Annotated in this window: 16 protein-coding genes and 1 tRNA gene; 6 read left to right on the top strand and 11 right to left on the bottom strand. The window is 45.0% G+C overall.

What is annotated here, in order from left to right:
• Positions 1 to 111 precede the first annotated feature (111 nt).
• A complete protein-coding gene (locus ACOIT5_RS16200; protein ID WP_423127199.1) occupies positions 112 to 1,104 on the bottom strand; it encodes a FecR family protein in 993 nt (330 codons plus the stop codon).
• Between the two features lie 72 nt (positions 1,105 to 1,176).
• Entirely contained in the window at positions 1,177 to 1,770 is a 594-nt protein-coding gene (locus ACOIT5_RS16195; RefSeq protein WP_423127198.1) for an RNA polymerase sigma-70 factor, read from the bottom strand.
• Between the two features lie 90 nt (positions 1,771 to 1,860).
• Between ACOIT5_RS16195 and ACOIT5_RS16190 the strand changes: the two genes are divergently transcribed.
• Positions 1,861 to 4,521, top strand: a complete 2,661-nt coding sequence (locus ACOIT5_RS16190; RefSeq protein ID WP_423127197.1) for a DEAD/DEAH box helicase — start codon at positions 1,861 to 1,863, stop codon at positions 4,519 to 4,521.
• A gap of 175 nt (positions 4,522 to 4,696) precedes the next feature.
• Here ACOIT5_RS16190 and ACOIT5_RS16185 read toward each other — a convergent pair whose 3' ends face one another.
• The 7 genes from ACOIT5_RS16185 to asnA all read right to left on the bottom strand — a co-directional run bounded on the left by ACOIT5_RS16185 (position 4,697) and on the right by asnA (position 14,613).
• Complete coding sequence (locus tag ACOIT5_RS16185; RefSeq protein WP_423127196.1) at positions 4,697 to 5,770, bottom strand: DUF5126 domain-containing protein; 1,074 nt, start codon at positions 5,768 to 5,770, stop codon at positions 4,697 to 4,699.
• Between the two features lie 22 nt (positions 5,771 to 5,792).
• Positions 5,793 to 7,718, bottom strand: a complete 1,926-nt coding sequence (locus ACOIT5_RS16180) for a RagB/SusD family nutrient uptake outer membrane protein (RefSeq protein WP_423127195.1) — start codon at positions 7,716 to 7,718, stop codon at positions 5,793 to 5,795.
• Positions 7,719 to 7,722: 4 nt separating this feature from the next.
• A complete protein-coding gene (locus ACOIT5_RS16175) occupies positions 7,723 to 11,163 on the bottom strand; it encodes a TonB-dependent receptor (RefSeq protein WP_423127194.1) in 3,441 nt (1,146 codons plus the stop codon).
• 85 nt (positions 11,164 to 11,248) lie between these two features.
• Positions 11,249 to 12,421 carry a FecR family protein gene (locus ACOIT5_RS16170; protein ID WP_423127193.1) on the bottom strand — a complete coding sequence of 391 codons (1,173 nt, stop codon included), beginning with the start codon at positions 12,419 to 12,421 and terminating at the stop codon, positions 11,249 to 11,251.
• Positions 12,422 to 12,540: 119 nt separating this feature from the next.
• The gene (locus ACOIT5_RS16165) at positions 12,541 to 13,173 is read right to left on the bottom strand and encodes an RNA polymerase sigma factor (protein ID WP_423127192.1); all 633 of its coding nucleotides are present in this window, start codon (positions 13,171 to 13,173) and stop codon (positions 12,541 to 12,543) included.
• Positions 13,174 to 13,419: 246 nt separating this feature from the next.
• Positions 13,420 to 13,493, bottom strand: a tRNA-Arg gene (locus tag ACOIT5_RS16160).
• 85 nt (positions 13,494 to 13,578) lie between these two features.
• Positions 13,579 to 14,613, bottom strand: a complete 1,035-nt coding sequence (gene asnA, locus ACOIT5_RS16155) for an aspartate--ammonia ligase (protein ID WP_423127191.1) — start codon at positions 14,611 to 14,613, stop codon at positions 13,579 to 13,581.
• Positions 14,614 to 14,811: 198 nt separating this feature from the next.
• On the opposite strand from asnA, the gene ACOIT5_RS16150 reads away from it, so the two are divergent.
• Positions 14,812 to 15,999, top strand: a complete 1,188-nt coding sequence (locus ACOIT5_RS16150) for an MFS transporter (RefSeq protein ID WP_423127190.1) — start codon at positions 14,812 to 14,814, stop codon at positions 15,997 to 15,999.
• A gap of 9 nt (positions 16,000 to 16,008) precedes the next feature.
• Here ACOIT5_RS16150 and ACOIT5_RS16145 read toward each other — a convergent pair whose 3' ends face one another.
• The gene (locus ACOIT5_RS16145) at positions 16,009 to 17,499 is read right to left on the bottom strand and encodes a hypothetical protein (RefSeq protein ID WP_423127189.1); all 1,491 of its coding nucleotides are present in this window, start codon (positions 17,497 to 17,499) and stop codon (positions 16,009 to 16,011) included.
• A 204-nt stretch (positions 17,500 to 17,703) separates the two neighbouring features.
• On the opposite strand from ACOIT5_RS16145, the gene rbsK reads away from it, so the two are divergent.
• From rbsK to ACOIT5_RS16125, 4 genes are all read left to right on the top strand, one after another.
• Positions 17,704 to 18,624 carry a ribokinase gene (gene rbsK, locus ACOIT5_RS16140; RefSeq protein ID WP_423127188.1) on the top strand — a complete coding sequence of 307 codons (921 nt, stop codon included), beginning with the start codon at positions 17,704 to 17,706 and terminating at the stop codon, positions 18,622 to 18,624.
• 23 nt (positions 18,625 to 18,647) lie between these two features.
• Positions 18,648 to 19,634, top strand: a complete 987-nt coding sequence (locus ACOIT5_RS16135) for a nucleoside hydrolase (RefSeq protein ID WP_423127187.1) — start codon at positions 18,648 to 18,650, stop codon at positions 19,632 to 19,634.
• A 35-nt stretch (positions 19,635 to 19,669) separates the two neighbouring features.
• Positions 19,670 to 21,211, top strand: a complete 1,542-nt coding sequence (locus ACOIT5_RS16130; protein WP_423127186.1) for an ADP-ribosylglycohydrolase family protein — start codon at positions 19,670 to 19,672, stop codon at positions 21,209 to 21,211.
• Between the two features lie 85 nt (positions 21,212 to 21,296).
• Positions 21,297 to 22,292 (top strand): GRP family sugar transporter, encoded by a 996-nt coding sequence (locus ACOIT5_RS16125; RefSeq protein WP_423127185.1) that lies wholly within the window; start codon positions 21,297 to 21,299, stop codon positions 22,290 to 22,292.
• A 150-nt stretch (positions 22,293 to 22,442) separates the two neighbouring features.
• On the opposite strand, the gene ACOIT5_RS16120 is transcribed toward ACOIT5_RS16125, so the two are convergent.
• Positions 22,443 to 23,222 carry an MBL fold metallo-hydrolase gene (locus ACOIT5_RS16120; RefSeq protein WP_423127184.1) on the bottom strand — a complete coding sequence of 260 codons (780 nt, stop codon included), beginning with the start codon at positions 23,220 to 23,222 and terminating at the stop codon, positions 22,443 to 22,445.
• Positions 23,223 to 23,272 lie beyond the last annotated feature (50 nt).

Genomic DNA, 23,272 nt, shown 5'->3' with positions numbered 1-23,272 from the left:
AATTTTTTTTCATAACTTTGGTTGAATTTGTTATTAAATACGATTCATCAACTCACTTGATGAATTAGGTTATAACCGGACCGTGCTTCCAACACGTTCCGGTTTTTTACTTTATCTCATTTTTTGTTTGTTGTATTTCAAATGAATCAGATCTCCTTTTTGCACCACGTCTATGGGCGTAATGGTTTCCATCAATGTTAGAATATCCGAAAGCGCTTCGTTTTTAATGGTATATGTATAACGAAGCTGTTTCAGTTCGTTATCAACCTGAAATTTTTGGTTATACCTTTTAGATAGTTTCACAATCACCTCTTCGAGCGGAAGGTTGTAGATATTGATCATACCGTCTTTCCATGAAGTGTACAAATCAACATTTACCTTTTTCAGGTCCATCGCATGGGTTTCCTTATTAAATGAAGCAAAGTCATTGGGCATCATCTCGTACCGGAAATTTTTAAGCTGATCAGAACTTAGTTCTACTTTTCCTTCTTCCAGAGCAACATAAAAATAATTGTCATCGGGATAAGCCGAGACATTGAATTTTGTTCCCATCACCTTTACATCAATTACAGATCCTTTTACGGTCAGGGGTAACTCTTTGTTTTTAGTGACCTCAAAAAAGGCTTCACCTACCAGTTCAATATTACGGTTTGTACTTGCATACTGGTTGCTGTAACGGATATATGAACCGGAGTTTAACCACACCTGGGTTTGGTCGGGCAACACCACGTTGGCAATTTGTCCCGGTTCAGCTTTCACCATCGTAAAGAATTCCTGCGAGACGGTTGATCTTCCCAACAGGTAAACGGTAATAAGCCCGATCGAAAACAAGACCAGCAGAACAGCTGCATACCTGAAAAACCTCAGGTATTTAGTGGTTTCCGACAGATTTGCATGCGCCTGGTCAAGTAACTGCTGTTGTACACTGTTCCAACTGGCTTGTGTGGTCAGAGACATACGTTCGTGCAAAGATTCTTTCTCCCATTTTGCCTTTTCAGTCTGAAACCCGGACAGATGTCCGTCCGTTCTTAGCCAGTCCAGAAGCTGCTGCTGATCTAATCTGCTGCCACTTCCGCTTAAGTATTTTCTGATTAATGATTTCATCCTAATGTTGTTTCACAATAGGAGTACACAAAAAATGAAGTTACCCTACCTCTGTTTTTTATTTTTTTGAGTCTATTTGAGTATTAAAGCAATCAGCAGGGTCATCATCGGATATTTGGCAACCAACTCTTTTTGAATTTGTTCCTTTGCCTGGTGAAGATGTTTTTCAACAGCCTTGATTGAAATTCCCAATTGATCGGCAATTTCCCGGTTTTTCAACCCGTCTATTTTCGACTTGACAAATACCAGTTTTCGTTTTTCCGGTAGTCTTTCAATTTCTGATTTAATGGCTTCCACCAGCTCTTCTTCAAGCGATTTTTTTTCTATCCCAAAAAAATCCAGTTCATACAAATGCTGAAGATCAATTTCTTTCAGCGAATGGATATCTTCTTTTGTATATAAAAACTTTTGGTCGCGCAGGTAGTTCAGACAACGATGGCGGAGCATAACAAACAATAGACTATCAACAGATTGAGTGGGCTTGATCGTTTCCCGCTTTTCCCAAAGCTTCACAAAACACTCCTGCACCAGATCATCTGCCTGTGAATAATCAGACACAAATAACCGGCAATAACTCAATAATCTAGGATGAGTCAGTTTAAAAATGGCCTCAAAAGCGGCAGCATCTCCTTCAATCAGTTTCGTGTACAAACCATGTAAGCTCACAGCGTGCAAAGTAAAGAAAAGTCATGAGAAGTTTCGTTCATTTTCCTTAAGTTTTACTTTCTTTGCTTATACATTTAACCGGTTCTTTTTATGGTACAACACGATGTGATCACGAAGCAGAAACTGAAGATCAAAACACTTCTGTCCCGCGAGGAGCTTTCGTTGGGAGAAATCATTTTCAATAACGGCGACTGCCAGATTCTTTCCCAATCCAAGGAACGTTTCGAGCTGATCGTTTATGATTCCTCTTTGGACGAACCGATCGAATATGCCATTTTGTTCGATGAACAAGACGATGTTTTTCCCGAAACCGATTCGGAGTTTAAGGGATGGAACCCCTATTCGTATGCTTGTTTGCTCCAGGTAGAGAACGAACTTCACCTGCTCGACCCCAAAACCGGCAACGAGCACCAGCGTTACACCCGCGAAGGGATGATCCGCCGCGTACTGGCCGAACGGCGCATAAAAGCAGAAAAGGCCGATTACCGCATCGAATGGGCCAAAAATATTTACGGCGATCACCTGCTAACCAACGAAAAAGGGATGAAATACCGTATCCTTTTACGCGATTTTGAAAATGAAACCGGATACAGCGACAGCCCCGATGCCAAAAAGAATAAACTTGGCACCACCAAACACATCATGTATGCCTTCCGGAAACTGAAAGAAGACACATCGCTTTACGATCGCCTGGGCAAAGAATTCCCTTTTATCGAAATTTATTGCGACCCGCTGAACGATTACAAAATCAGCTGGTTCTGGCCCAATAAACTGGATATAAAAGAGAAACTCGTCATCTCGAAATACTTCAAAAACAAGACATCTATTGATGACCATGCCGTATTGGATTTTTTAGGATTTATCGAAGATGCCGAGAGTTTGGAACGGATCCACATCAGGCCCGAAGTACGCGAAAAAGTGGAACAGGCTTACGAGCAAAAGTTGCTGTCCGACATCGAGACCCAAACCACACTCGCTTACGACAACATAAACGCCCGGCTGTACGATTATCAAAAACAGGGCGTTCAATTTGTCACATTTAAGAAGGCAGCCATTATCGCCGACGAAATGGGGCTCGGGAAAACCTTGCAGGCCATTACTGCCGCGGTGAAAAAGAAAGAAGTTTTCGGGTTTCGGCGGACCCTGATTGTTTGCCCGGCCTCGCTTAAACAGCAGTGGAAAAAGGAGATTGAAAAATTTTCTTCCGAAAAAGCGCTTGTCGTCCAGGGCACGCCCGATGAGCGCGAAAGCCAGTATATGAACGCTTCGGAGCATTTCTTCATTGTAAACTACGAAACGGTATTACGCGATCATATCGCCCTGAACAAGGCAGGGATTGATTTTCTGATCCTGGATGAGGCCCAGCGGGTGAAAAATTTCGAAGCGCAAACCAATTCGGCTGTCAACCGGCTGCAATCCAAACACGTGCTGGTGATTACCGGAACGCCAATCGAAAACAAGTTAATCGATCTGTTCTCGATCGTAAACATCCTCGATCCGCATTTCCTTGGCCCGCTCTGGGAATTTTCGTACCAGCACTGCCTCTTCGACCCTGAAAAACCGAATAAAATAAACGGGTATTACGATCTTCAACTGCTAAACAAAAAACTTGACCAAATACTGATCCGAAGAGAAAAACGCAACGTGATCGACCAGTTGCCCAACGTGCAACAGATCAATGTGCCGGTTGAACTTTCAGACAGGCAACGCGAATACCACAGCGAATATGCAATGGGAATCGGGCAGATTATCCGCAAGAAATTTTTAACCCCGTATGACCTGAAAAAATTACAATTGCTTTTGTCGAGTATGCGCATGGTGTGCGATTCGACTTACCTGATTGATGACGAAACCAACGAATCGCCCAAGCTGGAAGAACTGAAAAACATCCTGTTCGAGCAATTGGATCTCCGTAACTCGAACCGAAAAATCATTATCTTTTCGGAATGGGTAAAGGTGCACAAGCTGATTGGCAAACTATTGCGCGACAACAACATCGGTTTTGCCGAGCTCAACGGAAAAATCCCGGTGAAATCGCGGGGCGAACTCATTCACAAATTTGAAACCAACGAACACTGCAAAGTATTCCTTTCCACCGAAGCGGGGGGAGCCGGACTGAATCTTCAGGTGGCCGATACGCTGATCAACTTTGAACTACCCTGGAACCCGGCCAAAAAGAATCAACGCATCGGGCGGATCGACCGGCTTGGACAGAAAAGCAGTAAATTAACCATTTTCAATCTCATTACCCGCGACAGTATCGAACAACAAATCGCCGCCGGCCTGCTGGTCAAGCAAAGCCTCTTCGATGGCGTACTGGGAACCAATGCCAACACCAACTTTGTCGATTTTTCTTCCAAAGGACGTTCTCAGTTTATCGACCAGTTGGAAGAGTTTATCGCCACGCAGGAGGTCATGCCCGACGCCTCGTTTTCCAAAAACGAACTTGTTTCAGCCGTTGGAGAAAAATCTGAATTGCAGGAAACCGGGAGCGAGATCGACCTCTCGGAAGAAACCCTCCTGCACGACGAAGATGCGCCCGCCGCTGTAAACGGACAAGAACCGGCACATCGCGCGCCACAAACCGAAGAGGTTGAACAGGTCATGAACAGCGGACTGCAATTTCTTGCCGGCTTATTTAAAATGAGTACCGGCAAAGATCTGGGATTGGATGGCCAGACTATCGAGGTAAACCGCGAAACAGGCGAAGTGACCATGAAATTCAAACTACCCGGCTTTGGCGGGAAATAGCTATTTGAACCGATCAGCAAACCATACCGGTTATTATGCCGGCCAGACATACAAACTGAGGCTGTTTCGAAAAAACGAAACAGCCTCATTGCATTATTTCCATTCATTTCGAATGCGAAATCAAATCATCCAGTTTCGGGAAGATAGACGGATGATCATTCTCATAATTTATTCACTAATTTTCAGCGCCATAAACCGTAATTTCGCCCAGGAAGGCATAAAAATTCGGCCCGGCCGTAGCGACGTATTTGAAATAGCGCGCCTGCGGATTGCTGGTCATCCGGTAACTTTGCGGACTATTGGTCGAACTGTCAAACGGATAGACCCCCTGATCTACCCAGGTTTCTCCGTCTGTACTGGTAAAAAACTGGCACTCCGTTTGTCCCCGGCTGTCGCCTTGCCGCCTGCTGCACTCGAAACGGCTAACAGTCACTTCCTGCCCCATATCAATAATAAACCAATGCGGATAGCCCGGGCTTCCGCCGCTCCATTGTGTATGCCAAAAAGTAGAGACATTTCCGTCGAATACGGCTGTCACGTAACCGTTAGGAACTCCCTCGGCCGGCTCCTGCGAACTGAAACTCACAACCGACCATATGGCTTTGTTGATCGCGATTTCCTCAAGAGGCGTGATTTCGAAAGGTTGTTCTTCGGAACTGTTATCGGCCTTATCGGCAACAACTACGTTGAAAATTTGCGTTGTCGCAGCTAAGCCGGAGATAAATCCCTGACCACTTTCATCCGCCGTAAACAGGCTAATCGCTTTCTGCCCCGAGTTATCTTTATACGTTACCCTGACGGTTACCGGTTTACCGGTCTCATTGGTCCACGAAACCACCGCTCCTCCAAAATCCGGGACCATTTCAACCGTGCCGGCCACCGACAAAAAAGCAGGCTCCAGCGGAGTAACTGTCTGGACAACCGGAGAAGAAGCTCCTCCTGAATAGCTGTATGCTGTAAGCGTAAAGGTATACGGATTTGTATCCGCAAATCCCGGGATGGTATCGCCGTTGGCAAAACGGCTCACCTTCCGGCTGCGGCTGACGCCTTTGGAATCGACAAACGTAATATCGACATAATAGAATTCTTCATCGGTCGGATTGATCCACTTCAACATCACCTCTCCATATCCGGGAGCAGATTCAACGCCGGTAACCGGTTCCGTGACAACAACCGGATGATCATCTTTGCATGATCCGGTCGTCAGTAACATGACAACAACGCTCAGTAAATAATATATTCGTTTCATAATCAATCAATTTAACTTGTTTTTATTCGGCCGCCCACAGCGCGTTTTGGGTTAGTTTCGGATTTTTATCAATCTCTGACTGGGGAATCGGCATAAAGTACATTTTATCATGCCAGAAACGTTCTTCAAAAACGAAATTTTCATTCCAAAATCCTTCAGCTTCAGTTTTATAAACGTCCATCCCGTGTTTATCTCCGCCTTCTTTTTCGGCAATCAGCCAGCGGCGGTTATCAAAATAACGGTGCCCTTCAAATGCCATTTCGATTTTTCGTTCCCGACGGATCAGTTCCCTCAGCTTTGCAGTGGTAAGCGGAATCCCGGCATTAGTGTAGGCCGTACGTACATCAGGAATCTGAATCCTTTCCCTGAGTTCGTCCCAGTACCTGAACACTTCAGCCTGAGAAGCCGGATCGGCTCCCGAGTTGGTATAATATTCGAATGCCGCTTCGGTATAGTTCAGATATAATTCGGCGTAACGAAAAATATTAACGGCGTAATCACCCTTACTTGTCCGGTTATCTGTTTTTCCGACAAACTTTACCGATAAAAAGCCGGTTGTGGTAAAATCCCTTCCGGTCTTACTTTCATAACCGTCGGGGCCGTCAAAAAACGGACGGTACCAGATATAATCCGTCCAGGAGGTGGTGGTATTATAAGCCCACCGGGTGTCATAACTCTCGTTCTCATTTCCGAGAACAGCGTACGAGTATTGTCCCGGAAATAAAATATTGACATAAAAGCGCGGATCACGCTTCTTGTATTTATTGTACAAACGGATGGTGTTGTTGTTTTTTGTATAGGTAGTGAAACCTGATGCGGTCCGGTATTCGGGGTCATCCTCGGGCATCAGGCCATTGGCCATAAAATATTCGTTTACATGCTCCAGGGTCGGGCAGATACCGGTATATCCGCTCCACGAAATCGGCAATGCATGATTTCGGATGCTGCCGGTTGAAAAATTCTGCTTATAAAAAACATTTTCACTGCTGGGATGTCCGCCCCGGGCGTAGTTGAACACATTCCAATAAGCCGTATAGCCATTTGCCACCGAGGCTGTTACGCCCGGTTTATATAAACCGAGGTTAGCCGATTGACAGATCTCAATAGCTTCTTCAGTGATCTCCATCGCCTTTTTCCACTTGTTATTATCAAATGAGGCATTAATTAATTCATGGCCGTCCATATCTTTAGGCATCAAAAAGGAATAGCTTTTCCCTGCGGCATCGGTCATACCGTTATAAAGCGGACTCGCGGCATACAGCCACAGGCGCGAACGCAGGAACCAGGCAGAACATTGGCTTGCCCTGGCTGCCCGTTCGGTTGAAGAAAAGGTATAAAACAGGTCGAGATGGGCAATTGCGTTTACAAGTAAATCATCGATAAACTGCACACAGTCGTCGAAATGTGAACGCGGAACTCCTTCTGCCATCATGGCTGTAAGCTCGTCTCCCGAGTACACCTTGTCAATCAAAGGAATTGGCCCATATTGCTGCAAGAGGAGAAAATAGTAATAGGCTTCCAGGAAATAAGCCTCTCCCCTCCACCACGACCGTTCATCTTCGGTCAGCTTTTCGTCCTGACATTCATCAATCCGGCTGAGAAAATAAAGCGACGTATTGATTTGTTTGTAAAAATCGCTCCAATGATTGTAGATTAAAGAAGACTGACTGTATTGGCCGACATCCTTATAATGAGGGCCGTAATTACTCCAGTTATAATCGGCTTCATCGGCTGCCAAGCCGCAATTATCGTTGAATTCGATGGTTGGTTTGTAATATGAATAGATCTGGGTCAGTACTTTGACGACATCGTCTTTGGATTTAAACAAGTTCGCTTCACTCAGCTTTTCTTCAGGAACCTGATCGAGAAAATCAGAACAGGCACCCAATGAAAATAAGAAGCCGAATATGATGACAACCTTCGTGATCGTTTTTATCTGTGCTTTCATAACGCTAAAATTTAACTTCAAGTCCAACATTGAAAACTTTCTGAATCGGATAATACATCCCGTTTGAACTTTTGGATTCAGGATCCCACCACTTGAACGGCGAGAAGGTCAGCAGGTTTAACCCATTGGCATAAACCCGGGCGCTTCCGATTTTGTACTTCTCCAGCCATGACTTTGGTATTGAATAGCCAAATTCGATCTGTTTCAGACGGATATAACTTCCATCTCTCAGCCACCAGCTTGAACTTGTGTAATTTTTTGTTTGTTCGCCAACACCCAGGCGGGGAAAACTGGCTTTCAGGTCCTGGGTTGTCTCACTCCAGTAACTGTCGGCAATAATCGTCAGCACATTTCCCCTGTTTTCTTCGGGAAATGCTTTGGGATTAGCAAAAAACGACACATTGGCAACTCCCTGGAATAATAATGAAAGGTCAAAATTTTTATACATGATATTCGATCCAAAACCGTAGGTGATCTCCGGGATTTGAGGACTTCCCATATAAACGCGGTCGAACTGATCAATCACTCCGTCGTCATTTACATCACGATACCTGAGGTCGCCGGGCAGCGAAGCGCCTCCAACAGTCGATTGGTCGGGGCTGTTATCGATCTCTGCCTGATCAATAAATAAACCTTCGGCTATGTAGCCCATTTGCCTGCCGTAAGGTTGCCCCACTTCCGACTGGTACGCATATTTTTTCTTCTCCTGTCCGCTGGCGAGGATTTTGTTTTTTGAGAAGGTGAAGGTCCCTTTGAAATTCACACTCCAGTCGTTGGAGAAGGCTTTCGTGTATTCCAGGAATGCATCAAACCCTTTATTCTCCATTTCTCCCTCGTTGGCATAAGGCCGGGTGCTAAATCCAAAAATGTCGGGCACTTTGTATAACTGAACCCAGATATCTTCCCGCTTTTCATAAAATACATCCGCCTGCAGGGTAAAATTTTTCAGGAAATGAAGTTCCACGCCAAGATCGGTTTTAGTAGCTTTTTCCCAAGTTGCATCCGGGTTTCCGTAATAAGTAATGTTTATACCCGAACCATAACCATAGCCATAGCCATTGTTGGTTCCAAAACCAACGTTTGTGCTGGTACCTTCCACCCGGGTCATATAAACAAAACGGGAGTTCAAGCCGTCGTTCCCCACCATCCCGTGCGACAATCTGATTTTCATGTAATCGATAACCGGGGAAAGAAACGACATAAAAGATTCTTTGGTTGGCACCCAGCCGATCGCGTATGAGGGAAAAAAACCAAAGCGCTTGCCGGGGGCAAAATTCTCGGAACCGTTGTATCCGAAGTTAAACTCGGCAAAATATTTATCGTCATAAGCATAATTTGTCCTACCCGTTAAGCCCTGGTGCCGTTTCGGCACAGACTCGTAAATACCTCCCAGTGTAGGATAAGTCTGATCGCTTTGGTTATAGAGCAATAAGGCCCCCACTCCGTGTACCCCAAAATTGCGGTTGTAATTCAAACTTGTTTCCAGGTAGATGGACCGATCGGTATAAGGAGTATCCACCGAACGGGTCAAATAATCGTGATAAGACGTACTGTTCGGTTCCTGATCCTGATAATTATAGTTTCCTTCTGTATCGGTCAATACCGGGTTCCCCTCGTCATCGTAACCGTAAGGAATAATCATGTAAGGACGAGGCGACATTGAACGTCTGATCACAGCCTGGGTATAAGCATCAAAGGCAAACATACCGCGCGCAGTCAGCCCTTTCGTAATAAAAGACAGATCCTGCGAAATATTGAAATTTGATTGTACCGTTGAATGGTTTTCGGTGGTAAAGCCCGAACGGGCCAGCAACTGATACGGGTTACGGGCCATGCTGTGCGGGTAGCCCGGAACTTTACTCTTATCCGGATAGGTCATCGGGAACCAGGTGGGCGGAACCTGCAACATCCAGCTGAAGATGTCGCTGGAAGAAGCGCCGGGAAAGTTACGGTCTTCAAGAATAGCTGCCAGGTTAACCGAAAGAATGGTTGACGACGTGACATTCATATCGACATTTGAACGGAAATTGTAACGTTTCACGTTCACGTTGTTGTCATAACTCGTTCCTCCAAAGTTTTTCCACATCCCGCTTTGGTTTAAAAAAGCGCCCGACACAAAATAGCGTACCTTTTCGCTCCCTCCCGACACGTTTAATGTTACCCGCTCGCTGGGCGACCAATGAGAGATCAGTTCTTTAATCCAGTTCACATCCGGGTAATAATAAGGATCATAACCACTTGCCGTACGGCTGATCTGATCGTTGGAAAACAAAGCATTCTTTCCGGTATTTTTCAATGCTTCATTTTGTAAGGTCATATAACTTGCTCCGTCTACGAAATCAGGCAGTTCAAGCGGATCGGTCAGGCTGGTCTCCACCCGAAGGTTGATTTTTGGCGCCCCGATGCTTCCCTTTTTTGTTGTAATCAACACCACGCCATTTGCACCGCGCACGCCATACACCGCAGTGGCCGTAGCATCTTTCAGAATGGTAAAATCTGTAATCTCTTCCGGATCAACATTGTCCAGGTTACGCTCAACCCCGTCGACAAGGATTAGCGGACTGGTATTCCCGGTAAAGGTATTTACCCCGCGGATCCAAAAATTGGCTCCGTCGTAACCCGGTTCACCTGAATTCTGAACGGCAACAACGCCGGCCAAACGTCCGGCCAGCGAGGTACTCAGAGTACGGGTCGGTTGTTTGAGCTGTCCGGCTTCAATCCGGTCAACCGAGCCAATCACACTGCCTTTCTTCTGCGTTCCAAAACCCACGATGATAACTTCGTCTACCCCCACGGCTTCGTCTTCCATCGTAACCGTAAAGTTTGTCCGGGAACCGATCTCTAATTCAACCGGCTTCATACCAACGAAAGAGAATACCAATATCCGGGCATCGGCAGGCACTGTAAGCTGAAAAGTCCCGTCGGCGCCGGTGACTGTACCAATCACCGTTCCTTTCACGATCACAGAAACGCCGGGAAGCGATAATCCGGCATGATCCACAACTGTCCCGGAAATACTTTTCCGTTGTTGCTGCTCCAGGATTACCCGGGCAGCCAACACACTTGCCTTCTCAAGTTCCTCTTTGTTGTATAAAAACACCTGGCGGTCGTCAATCAGATACGACACATTCGTCCCGGCAAACAAGGCTTCCAAAACAGAGCCGATGTCCTGTTTTTTAGTCGAAACCGACCGATTGGAAATCCGGCTGATCAGCTCGGCATCATAGATAAAAATAAACTCGCTGGTTTCTTCAATCGCGTGTAAAATCTGTTCCACAGAAGAATTCTCGATCTGCAGATCGATCTTTGTTTTCTGCGAGTAGGTACTGGCCGACAGGCTCAGCGACCCTACAAATAAAAAGAATGTTACCCACCTCATTGTTAACAAAATTTTCCATGCCTTCCCTTTTATACCGGAAGGCACCGGAATACGTTTTTTTTTCATAATTTTGGTTTGAAATGATTAAACATACTGCCATCAGGCAGTTTTATTTCAATCCGGTTGATGTTGCAACCATCGGCCGGATTTTCTATTTCTTATACAATTTGTAACCGCCCTCCTCCACGGCCAACCGAAGATTTGCAAGGACAGCAATGCCTCTCAACACCCGCTCCGGATCACTTTTCAGGTCAAGTTTGCCTGAGATCACCTTTGGCGGGACCGATTCGGGCAACTCAATCAGAATATTATAATAACGGGCAACGCGGCCCAGCAACTGGTCCAGCTTTTCGTTGTCGAAGTTGAGGTGGTTATGGATCCAGGAAATATAGTTTTCGGCATATTCCACCCGGTTCACGTCAAAGGTACCGTCATCCACAGAAACTGATCCCTTTTGATTGGGCTCAAGCGCCACTTCTTTCCGAAACAAGCTTTGTTTGTTTGAAAGTCGCACATTTCCTTCCAACAAAATGGTTGAATACAAATTTTCGTTTTTATAGGCCTGCACCACAAACCTGGTTCCATAAACCCGTGTGCTGAAGTGATCTGTTTTAACGATGAACGGCCTGGCAGAATTGGAGGTCACTTCGAAATAGGCTTCCCCGTAAAGATATACTTCCCTGTTTTTACCATTGAAAACCGGGGGATACACCAATCGGGATCCGGAATGGACCCAAACTTTTGTTCCGTCGGAAAGAACCAAACTGGCATTTTTTCCATAGGGAACCACCAGTTGATTATAAACATCAGCTTTAACATCCTGACTGATCTGCGCGCTGTCGTTAATTTCAACACGGGCACCGTCACTGGAATAGGATACCGAAGAATGTTCTCCGCTAAAAGCAACCTGTCGCCCGTCAGAAAACATCAGTCCGGGAACCAGCGTATCCGAGGCAAAATTACCGGCAACCCGGTCAATCTGATCTTCCTTTCCCCTCATTAAAGCGACAATAGCGCTCAACCCAATAATCAGCAATATGCCCGAGGCAATCCGTAAAAACCAAAGTTTATGAAGCCGGGGCTGATGACCTGTAATCCGATTCCAGAGATTCTGCTTTTCCGGTAACAAATATTCCCCACGCTTGTTTTTTATTCCCCGAAGCACGTTTACCGCCATTTCGATTTCATCCGTTTTACCGGGAAACCCATCCTTTAACTCTTCGATAAATGCCTTCGAGCGTAAAGGATCATTGACTTGCTCTACAAAAGAATCATCGAGAAGCAGGTCTGAAAAATCCCAGTCTTGTTTTTCCGTTCGCCACATGAGAATCTGAATTTTATTTACAGGAGTGCCCGGTTAAAAAAACATAGACAGAAAAAGCAGCTAAATTGATAAAAAAAACAAGGAAAAATTTCAAATTGATTATTTACAGATAGTTACAGCTATTCCTGAAAACACGTTTTAACCTTCTGCATAAACAGGTGAAGCAACAGAAAATCTTTATGGTTTATTTGCCGCAAATCCGTTTTGATCCCCTTGATGGCCCGATAAACTGACGTGCGGCATGATTCCACACTGATATTCAGCGCTTTTGATATTTCCTCATAAGATAAACCGGCATCGTAACGCAGAAACAACATTTCCTGTTGTTTTGAGGTCAGTTTTTGAATACTTTTCAGCAATACTTTATTCATTCCCAACTGGCTTTCTTCCTGTTCAATTTCTTCTTCAATGGTATATTCCGGCGCAAACTGGACTTCAAGCGCCCGGTTAGTCCACATAAGTTTCCGGTTACGCCTGATTTGCTGAAACAATTCATTCCGAAAAGAAACCATCAGGTAGCTGCGGATCGTCCGTACATATTCGAGCCGTTCGCGAAACCGGATGAGATTCGTAAAAACATTTTGAATCGCATCCTCGATAAGAAAATCGTCGGAGGTAAACTTTCGACCATAGTCAAACAAAAGATCAAAATGGGCATAGTAAATGGCAGAAAGGGCTTCCATATTTCCATCCTGAACAAATGAGAACCACTTATCCTTAAAGTCACCCCCTTTTGTTTCCGTTAATGCCATGCGCTAATTGTTTTTCAGCCAGATTCGTTTATAAATAAGCGGAAAACGTACCCTCAAGAAACTGAATTATCCTTATTTTCAGGGCCCACAAACACGCTCCCCGTAGCAATTATACAATTTTTTTTACAGAATGACAGCTCGCACAGGGTTAACGACAGAAATAGCCCGCTGAAATTTTGCCGGTGTTTGTACCCACCAAAAACAACAAAGGAGCTACAAAACTGTAACTCCTTTATTTTCAGCCTGTACCCCGGACGGGATTCGAACCCATGACCTACTGCTTAGAAGGCAGTTGCTCTATCCAACTGAGCTACCGAGGCATCCTTAAAGCGGTTGCAAAGATATAAAAATATCAACAGAAGCCATCCGATGAAAGCCTATTTTTCGGTTTTGCCCGGATTCGGTTTATACCAGGTGGATATTGTGCCGGCGGCATTGCTCATACATTTCATCCGGCCAAATGCTCGATTGGATTTCGCCTATATGAGCTTTCCTTAAGAAATACATGCAAATGCGCGATTGCCCGATACCTCCTCCCACCGACAGCGGAAACTCGTCGTTGAGCAAGCGTTTGTGCCAAAGCAGGTTTTTGCGGTCCTCGGTATTTGTGATCTTCAATTGTTGCAGTAGAACCTCCTTATCCACCCGGATCCCCATCGATGAAATTTCGAAAGCACTTTGTAATACGGGGTTCCAAATCACGATATCGCCGTTCAATCCTTTGTAGCCGTTTACTGTTTCGGTTGTCCAGTCGTCATAGTCGGGAGCGCGTCCGTCGTGTTTTTCGCCCGAAGGAAGCTCCCCGCCAATACCAATAATAAAAACAGCCCCATATTTTTCGGCCACCGTGGTTTCGCGTTCTTTTGGTGTCAGATCGGGATATATTTCCGCCAGTTCTTCGGTGTGGAAGAAGGTAATTTCTTCGGGCAAAATCGGTTTTATTTGAGGATAATGCTCGTATACAAAGAATTCGGTCCGTAACAGCACCGTATAAATTTTTTTGACAATTTTTTTCAGAAAATCCAGGTTTCGCTCGTCGGAAATAATCACCCGTTCCCAGTCCCATTGATCAACGTATAGTGAATGAATATTGTCCAGCTCTTCGTCGGGCCTGATGGCATTCATGTCGGTATACAAACCGTAACCGGGATCGATCTCCAAATCTGCCAGGGTCATGCGTTTCCATTTGGCCAGCGAGTGAACAACTTCGGCTACCTTGTCATCCAATTCCTTCACCGGGAAGGTAACCGGCCGTTCAATCCCATTCAGGTCATCATTGATACCGGTTCCTTTCATCACAAAAAGCGGTGCCGTAACCCGGCTCAGTTTCAGCTCCGAAGCCAAATCCTGCTGAAAGAAATCTTTCACCAACTTAATGGCCTTCTCTGTCTGTTTCAGATTCAGGTAGGACTCATAGTTTTCCGGAAAATACAATTTCATATTCGTCTTAATTTACTGCCTGATAGACAGATTAACCTACAATAAATAATTTATCCGGCCAAAAGTAGTAAAAGAATCTTTCATTTTGACATTTTTTTATGGGCAAAACTTTAAAACTGACAGTACTTACCGAACATTTTTTTCAGTTCCCTGGTTCTGACGGCAGAATACACGAGTCTGTTTTTCTATTTTTGCAACATGGCAAATCGAACCGTCCCGAAAAATATCATCAACCTGTACCTGATTAAATTCTCGAAATGGTTTAACCTGGTGATGCCGGTCGTTGTCTTGTTTTATCAGGATAACGGGCTTGGCATGCAGGATATCTTCTGGTTGAAATCAATCTATTCGGCAGCTATTGTGGTGATGGAAATTCCCTCGGGCTACATGGCCGATGTCTGGGGCCGAAAGAAAACCCTGATTGCAGGCAGCCTGTTGGGGGCAGCCGGTTTTTCGCTTTATAGCTTTTCTTACGGATTTTGGGCATTTGCCGTGGCGGAAATAATCCTGGGAGTCGGGCACAGTTTTGTTTCGGGAGCCGATTCGGCTATGCTTTATGATACCTTGAAAGAGGCAAAACGCGATAAAGAATACATGAAACAGGAAGGCTGGATTACCTCGGCCGGAAATTTTTCGGAGGCTATCGCCGGAGTTTGCGGCGGTTTACTGGCAACCCTGAGTTTACGCATGCCTTTCTACCTTCAGTTTGGCGTAGCTTCGCTGGCCATTCCGGCTACTTTGTTATTAAAAGAACCGGCAGTACATGCTCCCGGACTGCTTCGCACCTTTCAAGGTACGCTGCAAACCGTCCGTAAAACCTTTCTGCACAGGGAACTTCGCTCAGCCCTGCTTGTTTCGTCGGCAACCGGGACTGCGTCGTTAACTTTTGCCTGGTTTGTACAGCCTTACTTTCTGGAAGCAGGCCTGCCGCTCCCGCTGTTTGGGTTGATGTGGACCTTGCTGAACCTGTCGGTCGGCATTTCGTCGATGTTTTCGTATAAAGCGGAACTGGCGCTGGGACAACGCAAATCGATTTTACTCATCATCGGGAGCTTAAGCCTGGGGTATTTCCTGTCGGCGCTTGAAATCAGCCTGGCCGGTATAGCCATCCTGTTTATGTTCTACCTGTTTCGCGGAATGGCACATCCGATCCTCAAAGACTACATCAACCGCTATACCCAATCCGAAGTACGTGCCACCATTTTGTCGGTCCGCGATTTTTTAATCCGTATTAATTTTGCCATAATCGGCCCGCTACTGGGCTACCTTACCGACCATTTCAGCCTGAAAACCGCCTTGTTGTTTGCCGGACTGACTTATTTAATTATAGCGATGATCAGCGCTTTGCCTTTGTTGAAGAAACCATTGGACCATGGTTCTGAATAAAAGATAAGATCATCCCCCGTATTTTTTATGAATCAAAATCAACCAGCCGGTCAAATCGATCGATCTGATCCGAAGTTTCTCGTTGGGGTTGATCATCAACTGTTCAAGCTGTGAAATACACTTTTCAACCAAAAGTCTCCGCTTTTCCTGATCATTGGTGTAGATCAGTTTTTTTATCAGGGCAAGTATCAGCCGTTCGCTTTGTTTTGATCCGGCCAGTTGATTTAGCTCCCGCTCAAACGACCGTATCTCATAAGCAATAAACTCGAAGTCGTTCAAATCAAAATGTATTATCACCATAAAAAGACGGAAAGACGGATAAACGGCAAGCTGTTGAATTGATTTACCGCGGCTTAAAATTAATTTAAGCGTTTTTATCGCCTCTCTCCATTGTTTGTTTTGATAGCGTACCAGGGCAATCTGCAAAACCAGCTCGGCAAACAAGGCCAGCGGCAGGTTTGATTGCAGAATATCAATTTCGGATTGCGAATGTTCGAGATGATGCAACGCTTGGGCATATTTCATCTGGTCGGTCAGCAGATAACTTTCGAAAATAAAAGTCAGGTGATTAACCAAAGCCCGCGCTTTTGAATCGGCTGTCACAATTTCTTTCAGCCGGTCGATAAAATAGGGCATCTCTCCATATTGCCCGAATACCCTCAGGCTATGAAGAATTCCCTGGATATGGTATATATAGTGAACAGGAGGCGAAGCCCAGAGGTGTTTATTCGACTCAAACAAATCGTTTAACTCGTAGCAGGTTTTCAGGCCCGAACGCGGATTGGCCGTCATCATAAAATAAGCTGTTTGAAAAAGCAGGTGAATTTTAGTTGCCTCAAACGAATTTTTCACCTGACCGACGTTTGCCTGAAGTTCATTAAACGCCAGGTCGTTCAACTTTTCTCTTTCCGCATCGCTGCGGGTTGGCCCTTGGTTTACCTGCTTGTGTCTGATCAGATAATACAACGAGTAATGGTTATCGATCGCCCGCAGTTGGCGCGAAACCGCTTCCAGCCGGCTTTGCTTTTTAATCAGCTCCTCTTCGGGGATCTCATTAAATTCAAGCTGATTAAGCATTTGTAACTCGAGACGCGCAAATAAACAAAAAATGCTGAATTTCTCTTGTTTCTGCGCTATCTCCTGACTTTTATTTATCAGCTTAAAACAATCGCTGTAGAGACTTCTTTGAAACAGAATTTTACATTCCTGAAGGTTCTTGAGCAAAATATTCTCAATATCTTTTTCAGCTTCAAAAACAATCAGATTTTTAATGATCAAGCGGTACAGATGATGACAACAGATGTCGAAGCCAGCTTTCGAACGTTGTTTCTTAAAAAGATTCCGAACTAAGTCAGCGTTGGTTTTTGGCAATTGCAGTAAGTTATATAAAGTCTGATAATCCTTATTTGCACCGTAGGTTTTCATATTTAACTGCAAAAAACGCTTTTCTGCTTTTGTCATCGAATTCACCAGATGCAAAAGTGTATCAATTTTGGTCATATGCTGTTTAATAACATTCCATTCATCAACGAAGCATTAAAAATATAAGATATTCGTCAGTTATATCTTATTAAATCGATATATATCAAACAAATAATCATATTTTAAGACATAATTAACTCGTTAAAAATATATAAGTCAGTAAATATTGGAAGAAATTAAACGCCAAAATCAGATAATTTAGTGTGCCGATAAAACAAAAATATGACGATCAAAAAAATTCTGGTTGTTGGAAGTTCCAACACCGATATGGTTATAAAAACGCGAAAGTTTCCCGCTCCCGGAGAAACGATCCTCGGGGGCCGGTTTCTGATGAATCCGGGCGGTAAAGGGGCCAACCAGGCTGTAGCTGCCAGGAGATTGGGCGGAACAGTTTCGTTTGTTGGGAAAATTGGCAACGACATTTTTGGCAAACAAGCCATGCAATTACTGGAAGACGAAGGAATTAATGTTGATTTTGTAGCCACCGATCCCGAAAACCCGAGTGGTGTTGCGCTGATCACGGTTGATTCGAAAGGAGAAAATTCGATTGTGGTAGCACCCGGATCGAACGGAACGCTCTCGGAAACCGATTTTGATCAGGCAATTTCGGTCATGGAAGACTCGGAGATCGTTTTGCTGCAATTGGAAATTCCGGTGTCAACGGTTGCCCATATTGCTGAAATTGCTTCCCGAAAAGGGAAAAAAGTAATTCTGAACCCTGCACCAGCCGATCAGCTACCCGATGGATTGTTGAAAAATATTTACCTGATAACTCCCAATGAAAGCGAAGCTGAACTTCTTACGGGCTTACGGGTAACCGACGAAGAGTCGGCGAAAACAGTTGCCAAAAAACTAAAAGAAAAAGGAATTCAAATTGTCATCATTACGATGGGGGCATTAGGAGCCTATGTATTAAGCGACGGTTTTTCGGGCTTGGTAAGCGCCCCTGCGGTGGTTGCAACCGATACCACTGCCGCCGGCGACACCTTCAACGGCGCCCTGGCAGTTGCGCTTTCCGAAGACAAACCCCTGCAACAAGCTGTTGAGTTTGCCTGCAAAGCGGCTTCAGTATCTGTTACGCGTATCGGAGCGCAATCTTCCATTCCATCGCGAAAAGAAGTCGAAACCCATACCAATAATTGAAAACCAACTTAAAACAGATATCGATGAAACTGAAAAGCTTACTTTTAGCAATTTCCATTTTAATAGCTTACTCCTTTACAGGCAACTCCGCTGAACCTGTAAAAATCATTTTCGACACCGATATGGGACCCGATTATGACGATGTTGGAGCAATTGCTGTGCTGCATGCTTTGGCCAACAAGGGCGAGTGTGAAATACTGGCCTGTTGCGCCAGCGATGCCTACCCGACTATTGCTCCAACCATAGAAGCCTTTAACCGCTATTTCAGAAGGCCGGACATCCCGGTTGGCGCAGCGGTTCCCGATGCACCCGACTTTACCGCCCAAAATCACTGGAATGATTCCATTGTTTCCCTGTTTTTAAGTGACAGAAAAACAAATGCCGACTACCCTTCTGCTGTCGAAGTTTACCGAAAAACGCTGGCAAAACAAAAAGATAAAAGTGTCACCATTGTTACTGTTGGATTCACAAGCAATCTGGCCGGTTTGCTAAAATCAGGACCTGATGATTTTTCACCGTTAAGCGGGATGGAACTGGTCAAAAAGAAAGTGAAATGCTGGGTCGCCATGGCAGGCCGGTTTCCTGAAGGAAGTGAATTTAACGTGAATAAACATCCGGAAGCTTCGTTTTATGTCTTTCAAAACTGGCCGACAGCCATTCTTTTCAGCGGATTTGAAATCGGAGTCAGCATAATGACCGGCCTCAAGCTCGCTGACGAAGGTTCGGCTGATAACCCGTTGGCTTGGGCATATCGGTACAATCTGGATACTTATGGGTCTGAAAAATCGGAAAAACGAAATTCATGGGACCAAACAGCCGTACTTTGTGCCATACGCGAACCGGAAAAATATTTTTATCTGAATGGTCCCGGCAAGTTCATCATCTTCGAAAACGGGCAAAATGCCTGGGACCCGGACACGAATGCAAACCACTATTTTCTCTCACACAAGTACCCTTATCAAAAAATTGCAGATATTATCGATGAATTGATGATGTACGAAACGAGATAAATTTCACCTGACACGAATAATTTAAAAACAAACCGATGAAAAAATTCATATACTTAACAGCCATTTTACTGACAATCATGTCCTGTACCGAAAAGAGGCACGGAGCGGATCAGACGTTCAGCAACGAAATTTCAAAAAACGCACTTCAGGATAAAATCAAAGGCGGCTGGGCCGGCCAGGTAATCGGATGTACTTACGGAGGACCAACGGAATTCAGGTTTAACGGGACCATGATTCAGGACTACCACCCCATTCCCTGGGATGAAAACCGCTGTAAATGGTATTACGAAAATTCGCCCGGGCTCTACGATGACATTTACATGGACCTCACCTTTGTGGATGTTTTTGAAAAAGAAGGTCTGGATGCGCCGGCAAGTTCGCATGCGCTGGCTTTTGCGCATGCTGATTATGACTTGTGGCATGCCAACCAGGCAGCACGGTACAATATTCTCAACGGAATGATGCCGCCCGAATCGGGCTTCTGGATGAACAATCCCCATTCTGAGGATATTGACTTTCAAATAGAAGCAGACTTCGCCGGACTGATGTCGCCGGGAATGGTGAATACCGCCTCGGAAATCTGCGACAAAATCGGCCACATTATGAATTACGGTGATGGCTGGTATGGAGGCGTATACGTGGCTGCCATGTATTCATTAGCTTTCATTTCTGATGATATAACATGGGTGGTATCGGAAGCCTTAAAAACCATTCCATCCGAGTCTCAATTTCATCAGTGTATAACCGACGTCATCGGTTGGCACAAGCAGTTTCCCAATGACTGGAAACAGACCTGGTTTGAATGCGAACGAAAATGGTCTTCTGATATCGGATGTCCCGACGGCGTTTTTTCGGCTTTCAATATTGACGCAAAGATTAACGCCGCCTACATCGTCATCGGATTACTTTACGGTGAAGGCGATTATACCAAAACCATCGATATCAGCACACGCTGCGGCCAGGACTCAGACTGCAACCCTGCCAGCGCCGGTGGAATTTTGGGAACCATGCTGGGCTATTCCCAAATTCCTGAATATTGGAAAATACCGCTTTATCCGGTTGAGAACCTGAATTTCAGATACACGACAATGTCGCTGAATGATGTTTACACGATTGGCTACAAACATGCGTTGGCCGTACTGGAAAAAAACGGAGCCGATACTTCCGCCTCCGTGATCCGGCTTCCCCGGCAAGAGATTAAACCCGTTGCGTTAGAAATAGGTTTTCATGATCATTTCCCTGTTTTTAAAAATGAGATCAATCAAATGTTAGAACCCGGAAATGATGAGTTTCTATTCAATTTTGAAGGAAACGGATTTGTTGTCAACGGCCGAACCCAAAGACAACAGGAAGCATTACCGGATCCTGAAATAGAAATATTTATTGACGGGCAAAAGACAGAAACTTTTATGATGCCTGCCGGTTTTAAGGAACGAAAGCACGACGTATGCTGGCGTTTTGGGCTCGCGGAAGGGAAACACGAAGTTCGTATAAAATTAATCTCAAAAGAAAAATGTCACCCGGTCCGGATAAATCATTATCTGGTCTACTCAAGTAAACAGGTTGTACCCAATTAAATATGGCGATGAGCTCCTGTAATCGGTAATCGGTAATCGATGACCAATAACCTAACAACTCTAAACTTCTTCAAACAAATCACTTATGTATATTGTATCATCTTACCCGGTTGCTGTTTTTCTGTGTATGATCACCATGCTTTGTTGGGGGTCATGGGCCAACACTCAAAAATTAGCCGAAAAATCGTGGCGTTTCGAATTGTTTTATTGGGACTATGTGGCAGGAATTGTACTGATGTCGTTACTTTTTGCTTTTACGTTGGGTAGTTTTGGAAATGAAGGACGTTCATTTCTTCGCGATTTGGCACAAGCCGAATCCGGAAAGCTGTTAAATGCTTTTACGGGAGGAATCATTTTCAATGCAGCCAATATTCTGGTTGTTGCAGCTATTTCGGTGGCAGGAATGGCTGTAGCATTCCCGGTGGGCATTGGTATTGCACTGGTACTGGGTGTGCTGATCAATTATATTGCCAGTCCGCAGGGCAACGCTACTTGGCTGTTCACAGGCGTAACCTTAATAACACTCGCCATCGTCCTGGATGCATTGGCTTACCGCAAAAAAGCCTCTCAAAACAGCAAAGTCCCGGCCAAAGGGATTCTTTTGTCTGTAAGCGGAGGTATTTTAATGGCGTTGTTTTATCGTTTTGTTGCCAGTTCGATGGCAAGCAACTTCGAACAACCGGAAAGCGGTTACCTCAGCCCCTACACCGCCGTGTTTATTTTTACACTGGGTATCCTGACTAGCAACTTTGTATTTAACACGATTTTAATGAAAAACCCCATAGAAGGGAAACCGGTTTCATATGCCGACTATTTTTCGGGAAGGCCGAAAGAACACCTGACGGGCATTTTAGGCGGACTGATCTGGTGCATCGGCATGTCGTTCAGTATTCTTGCTGCGGGAAAAGCCGGTTTTGCCATTTCATACGGATTAGGGCAGGGAGCCACTTTGGTCGCTGCCCTATGGGGTGTTTTTATCTGGAAAGAATTCAAGCAGGCGGACGGCACATCGGGCTTGCTGACGGCCATGTTTTTGCTGTTTGTCGCCGGAATCTCGCTAATCATTTACGCGGGGATGTAAAACGAAGTTTGCATGAGGCTTCATATTGACCGGACCCTCGGCTATTTCTAATGCAATCGGCTTTTATGTTCGTGTACTGAGCGGTTATAACTGAAAATCGCTTTTACTAAGCTAAAAAAACTAATGATTTTTTTAACAGGAAAGCATGGCTCAAATCTCCAACCGGAGCCCGTCATACGCCAAAAAAACATGCTTCGGGAGTTGTCGCTGAACCTCGTCGTACAAGCCCAACTGGTGAGAAAGATGAGTGAGGTAGGCCTTTCGGGGCTTTACTTCATCAATCAGATTCAAAGCTTCTTCGAGGTTATAATGCGAAACATGCCGTTCAATGCGCAACGCATTAACAACTAACACTTCCAAACCAAATAATTTATCTTTTTCGCCTGATTCGAGCGAATTAACATCGGTCAAATAAGCCATGCGGCCTATCCGGAAACCAAACACCGGCAACAGATGGTGAAAACCACGGATGGGAAGAACCTCCAGCGACTTTATCCGGAATGCTCTGTTTTCAACCAGGTGCAGTGCCATTTGCGGAATGCCCGGATAGCGGTTACTGGCAAAAACATAACTGAACACGCGTCTGATCGCTTCCTGTACCCGCTCTTCGGCATAAATATCGGTCGGATGCCGCTGCACCCAATTAAACGCACGAATATCATCCAAACCAAAAATATGATCGGTATGCTCGTGGGTCAGCAAAATGGCATCCAACTGACGCAAACCCACCCGCAACATCTGCTGGCGAAAATCGGGCCCCGCGTCAATAACCAGCTTTAAACCATTTACTTCAATTAAAACCGACGATCGCAGTCGTTTATCCTTCTCGTTAGCCGACAAACAAACCGGACAATCACAAGCCACCACCGGAACTCCCTGTGAAGTGCCGGTACCCAGAAATTCCAGACTGATGTGAAGCGGGGTATCCATGCAGTTTGCAAAACTACAAAAAATTGATTTTTTCGGCCTGTGAATTGAAA

It is taken from the genome of Gaoshiqia hydrogeniformans, assembly GCF_049347105.1.
Classification (GTDB): domain Bacteria; phylum Bacteroidota; class Bacteroidia; order Bacteroidales; family Prolixibacteraceae; genus Gaoshiqia; species Gaoshiqia hydrogeniformans.
The sequence above is the reverse complement of the archived record's forward strand: the minus strand, read 5'-3'. Positions and strand labels throughout refer to the sequence as shown.

Excerpts from the sequence above, each read along its gene's own strand:
- ACOIT5_RS16200 (WP_423127199.1), bottom strand. The coding sequence starts at position 1,104 with ATGAAATCATTAATCAGAAAATACTTAAGCGGAAGTGGCAGCAGATTA.
- ACOIT5_RS16190 (WP_423127197.1), top strand. The coding sequence starts at position 1,861 with ATGGTACAACACGATGTGATCACGAAGCAGAAACTGAAGATCAAAACA.
- ACOIT5_RS16185 (WP_423127196.1), bottom strand. The coding sequence starts at position 5,770 with ATGAAACGAATATATTATTTACTGAGCGTTGTTGTCATGTTACTGACG.
- ACOIT5_RS16180 (WP_423127195.1), bottom strand. The coding sequence starts at position 7,718 with ATGAAAGCACAGATAAAAACGATCACGAAGGTTGTCATCATATTCGGC.
- ACOIT5_RS16175 (WP_423127194.1), bottom strand. The coding sequence starts at position 11,163 with ATGAAAAAAAAACGTATTCCGGTGCCTTCCGGTATAAAAGGGAAGGCA.
- ACOIT5_RS16170 (WP_423127193.1), bottom strand. The coding sequence starts at position 12,421 with ATGTGGCGAACGGAAAAACAAGACTGGGATTTTTCAGACCTGCTTCTC.
- ACOIT5_RS16165 (WP_423127192.1), bottom strand. The coding sequence starts at position 13,173 with ATGGCATTAACGGAAACAAAAGGGGGTGACTTTAAGGATAAGTGGTTC.
- asnA (WP_423127191.1), bottom strand. The coding sequence starts at position 14,613 with ATGAAATTGTATTTTCCGGAAAACTATGAGTCCTACCTGAATCTGAAA.
- ACOIT5_RS16150 (WP_423127190.1), top strand. The coding sequence starts at position 14,812 with ATGGCAAATCGAACCGTCCCGAAAAATATCATCAACCTGTACCTGATT.
- ACOIT5_RS16145 (WP_423127189.1), bottom strand. The coding sequence starts at position 17,499 with ATGACCAAAATTGATACACTTTTGCATCTGGTGAATTCGATGACAAAA.
- rbsK (WP_423127188.1), top strand. The coding sequence starts at position 17,704 with ATGACGATCAAAAAAATTCTGGTTGTTGGAAGTTCCAACACCGATATG.
- ACOIT5_RS16135 (WP_423127187.1), top strand. The coding sequence starts at position 18,648 with ATGAAACTGAAAAGCTTACTTTTAGCAATTTCCATTTTAATAGCTTAC.
- ACOIT5_RS16130 (WP_423127186.1), top strand. The coding sequence starts at position 19,670 with ATGAAAAAATTCATATACTTAACAGCCATTTTACTGACAATCATGTCC.
- ACOIT5_RS16125 (WP_423127185.1), top strand. The coding sequence starts at position 21,297 with ATGTATATTGTATCATCTTACCCGGTTGCTGTTTTTCTGTGTATGATC.
- ACOIT5_RS16120 (WP_423127184.1), bottom strand. The coding sequence starts at position 23,222 with ATGGATACCCCGCTTCACATCAGTCTGGAATTTCTGGGTACCGGCACT.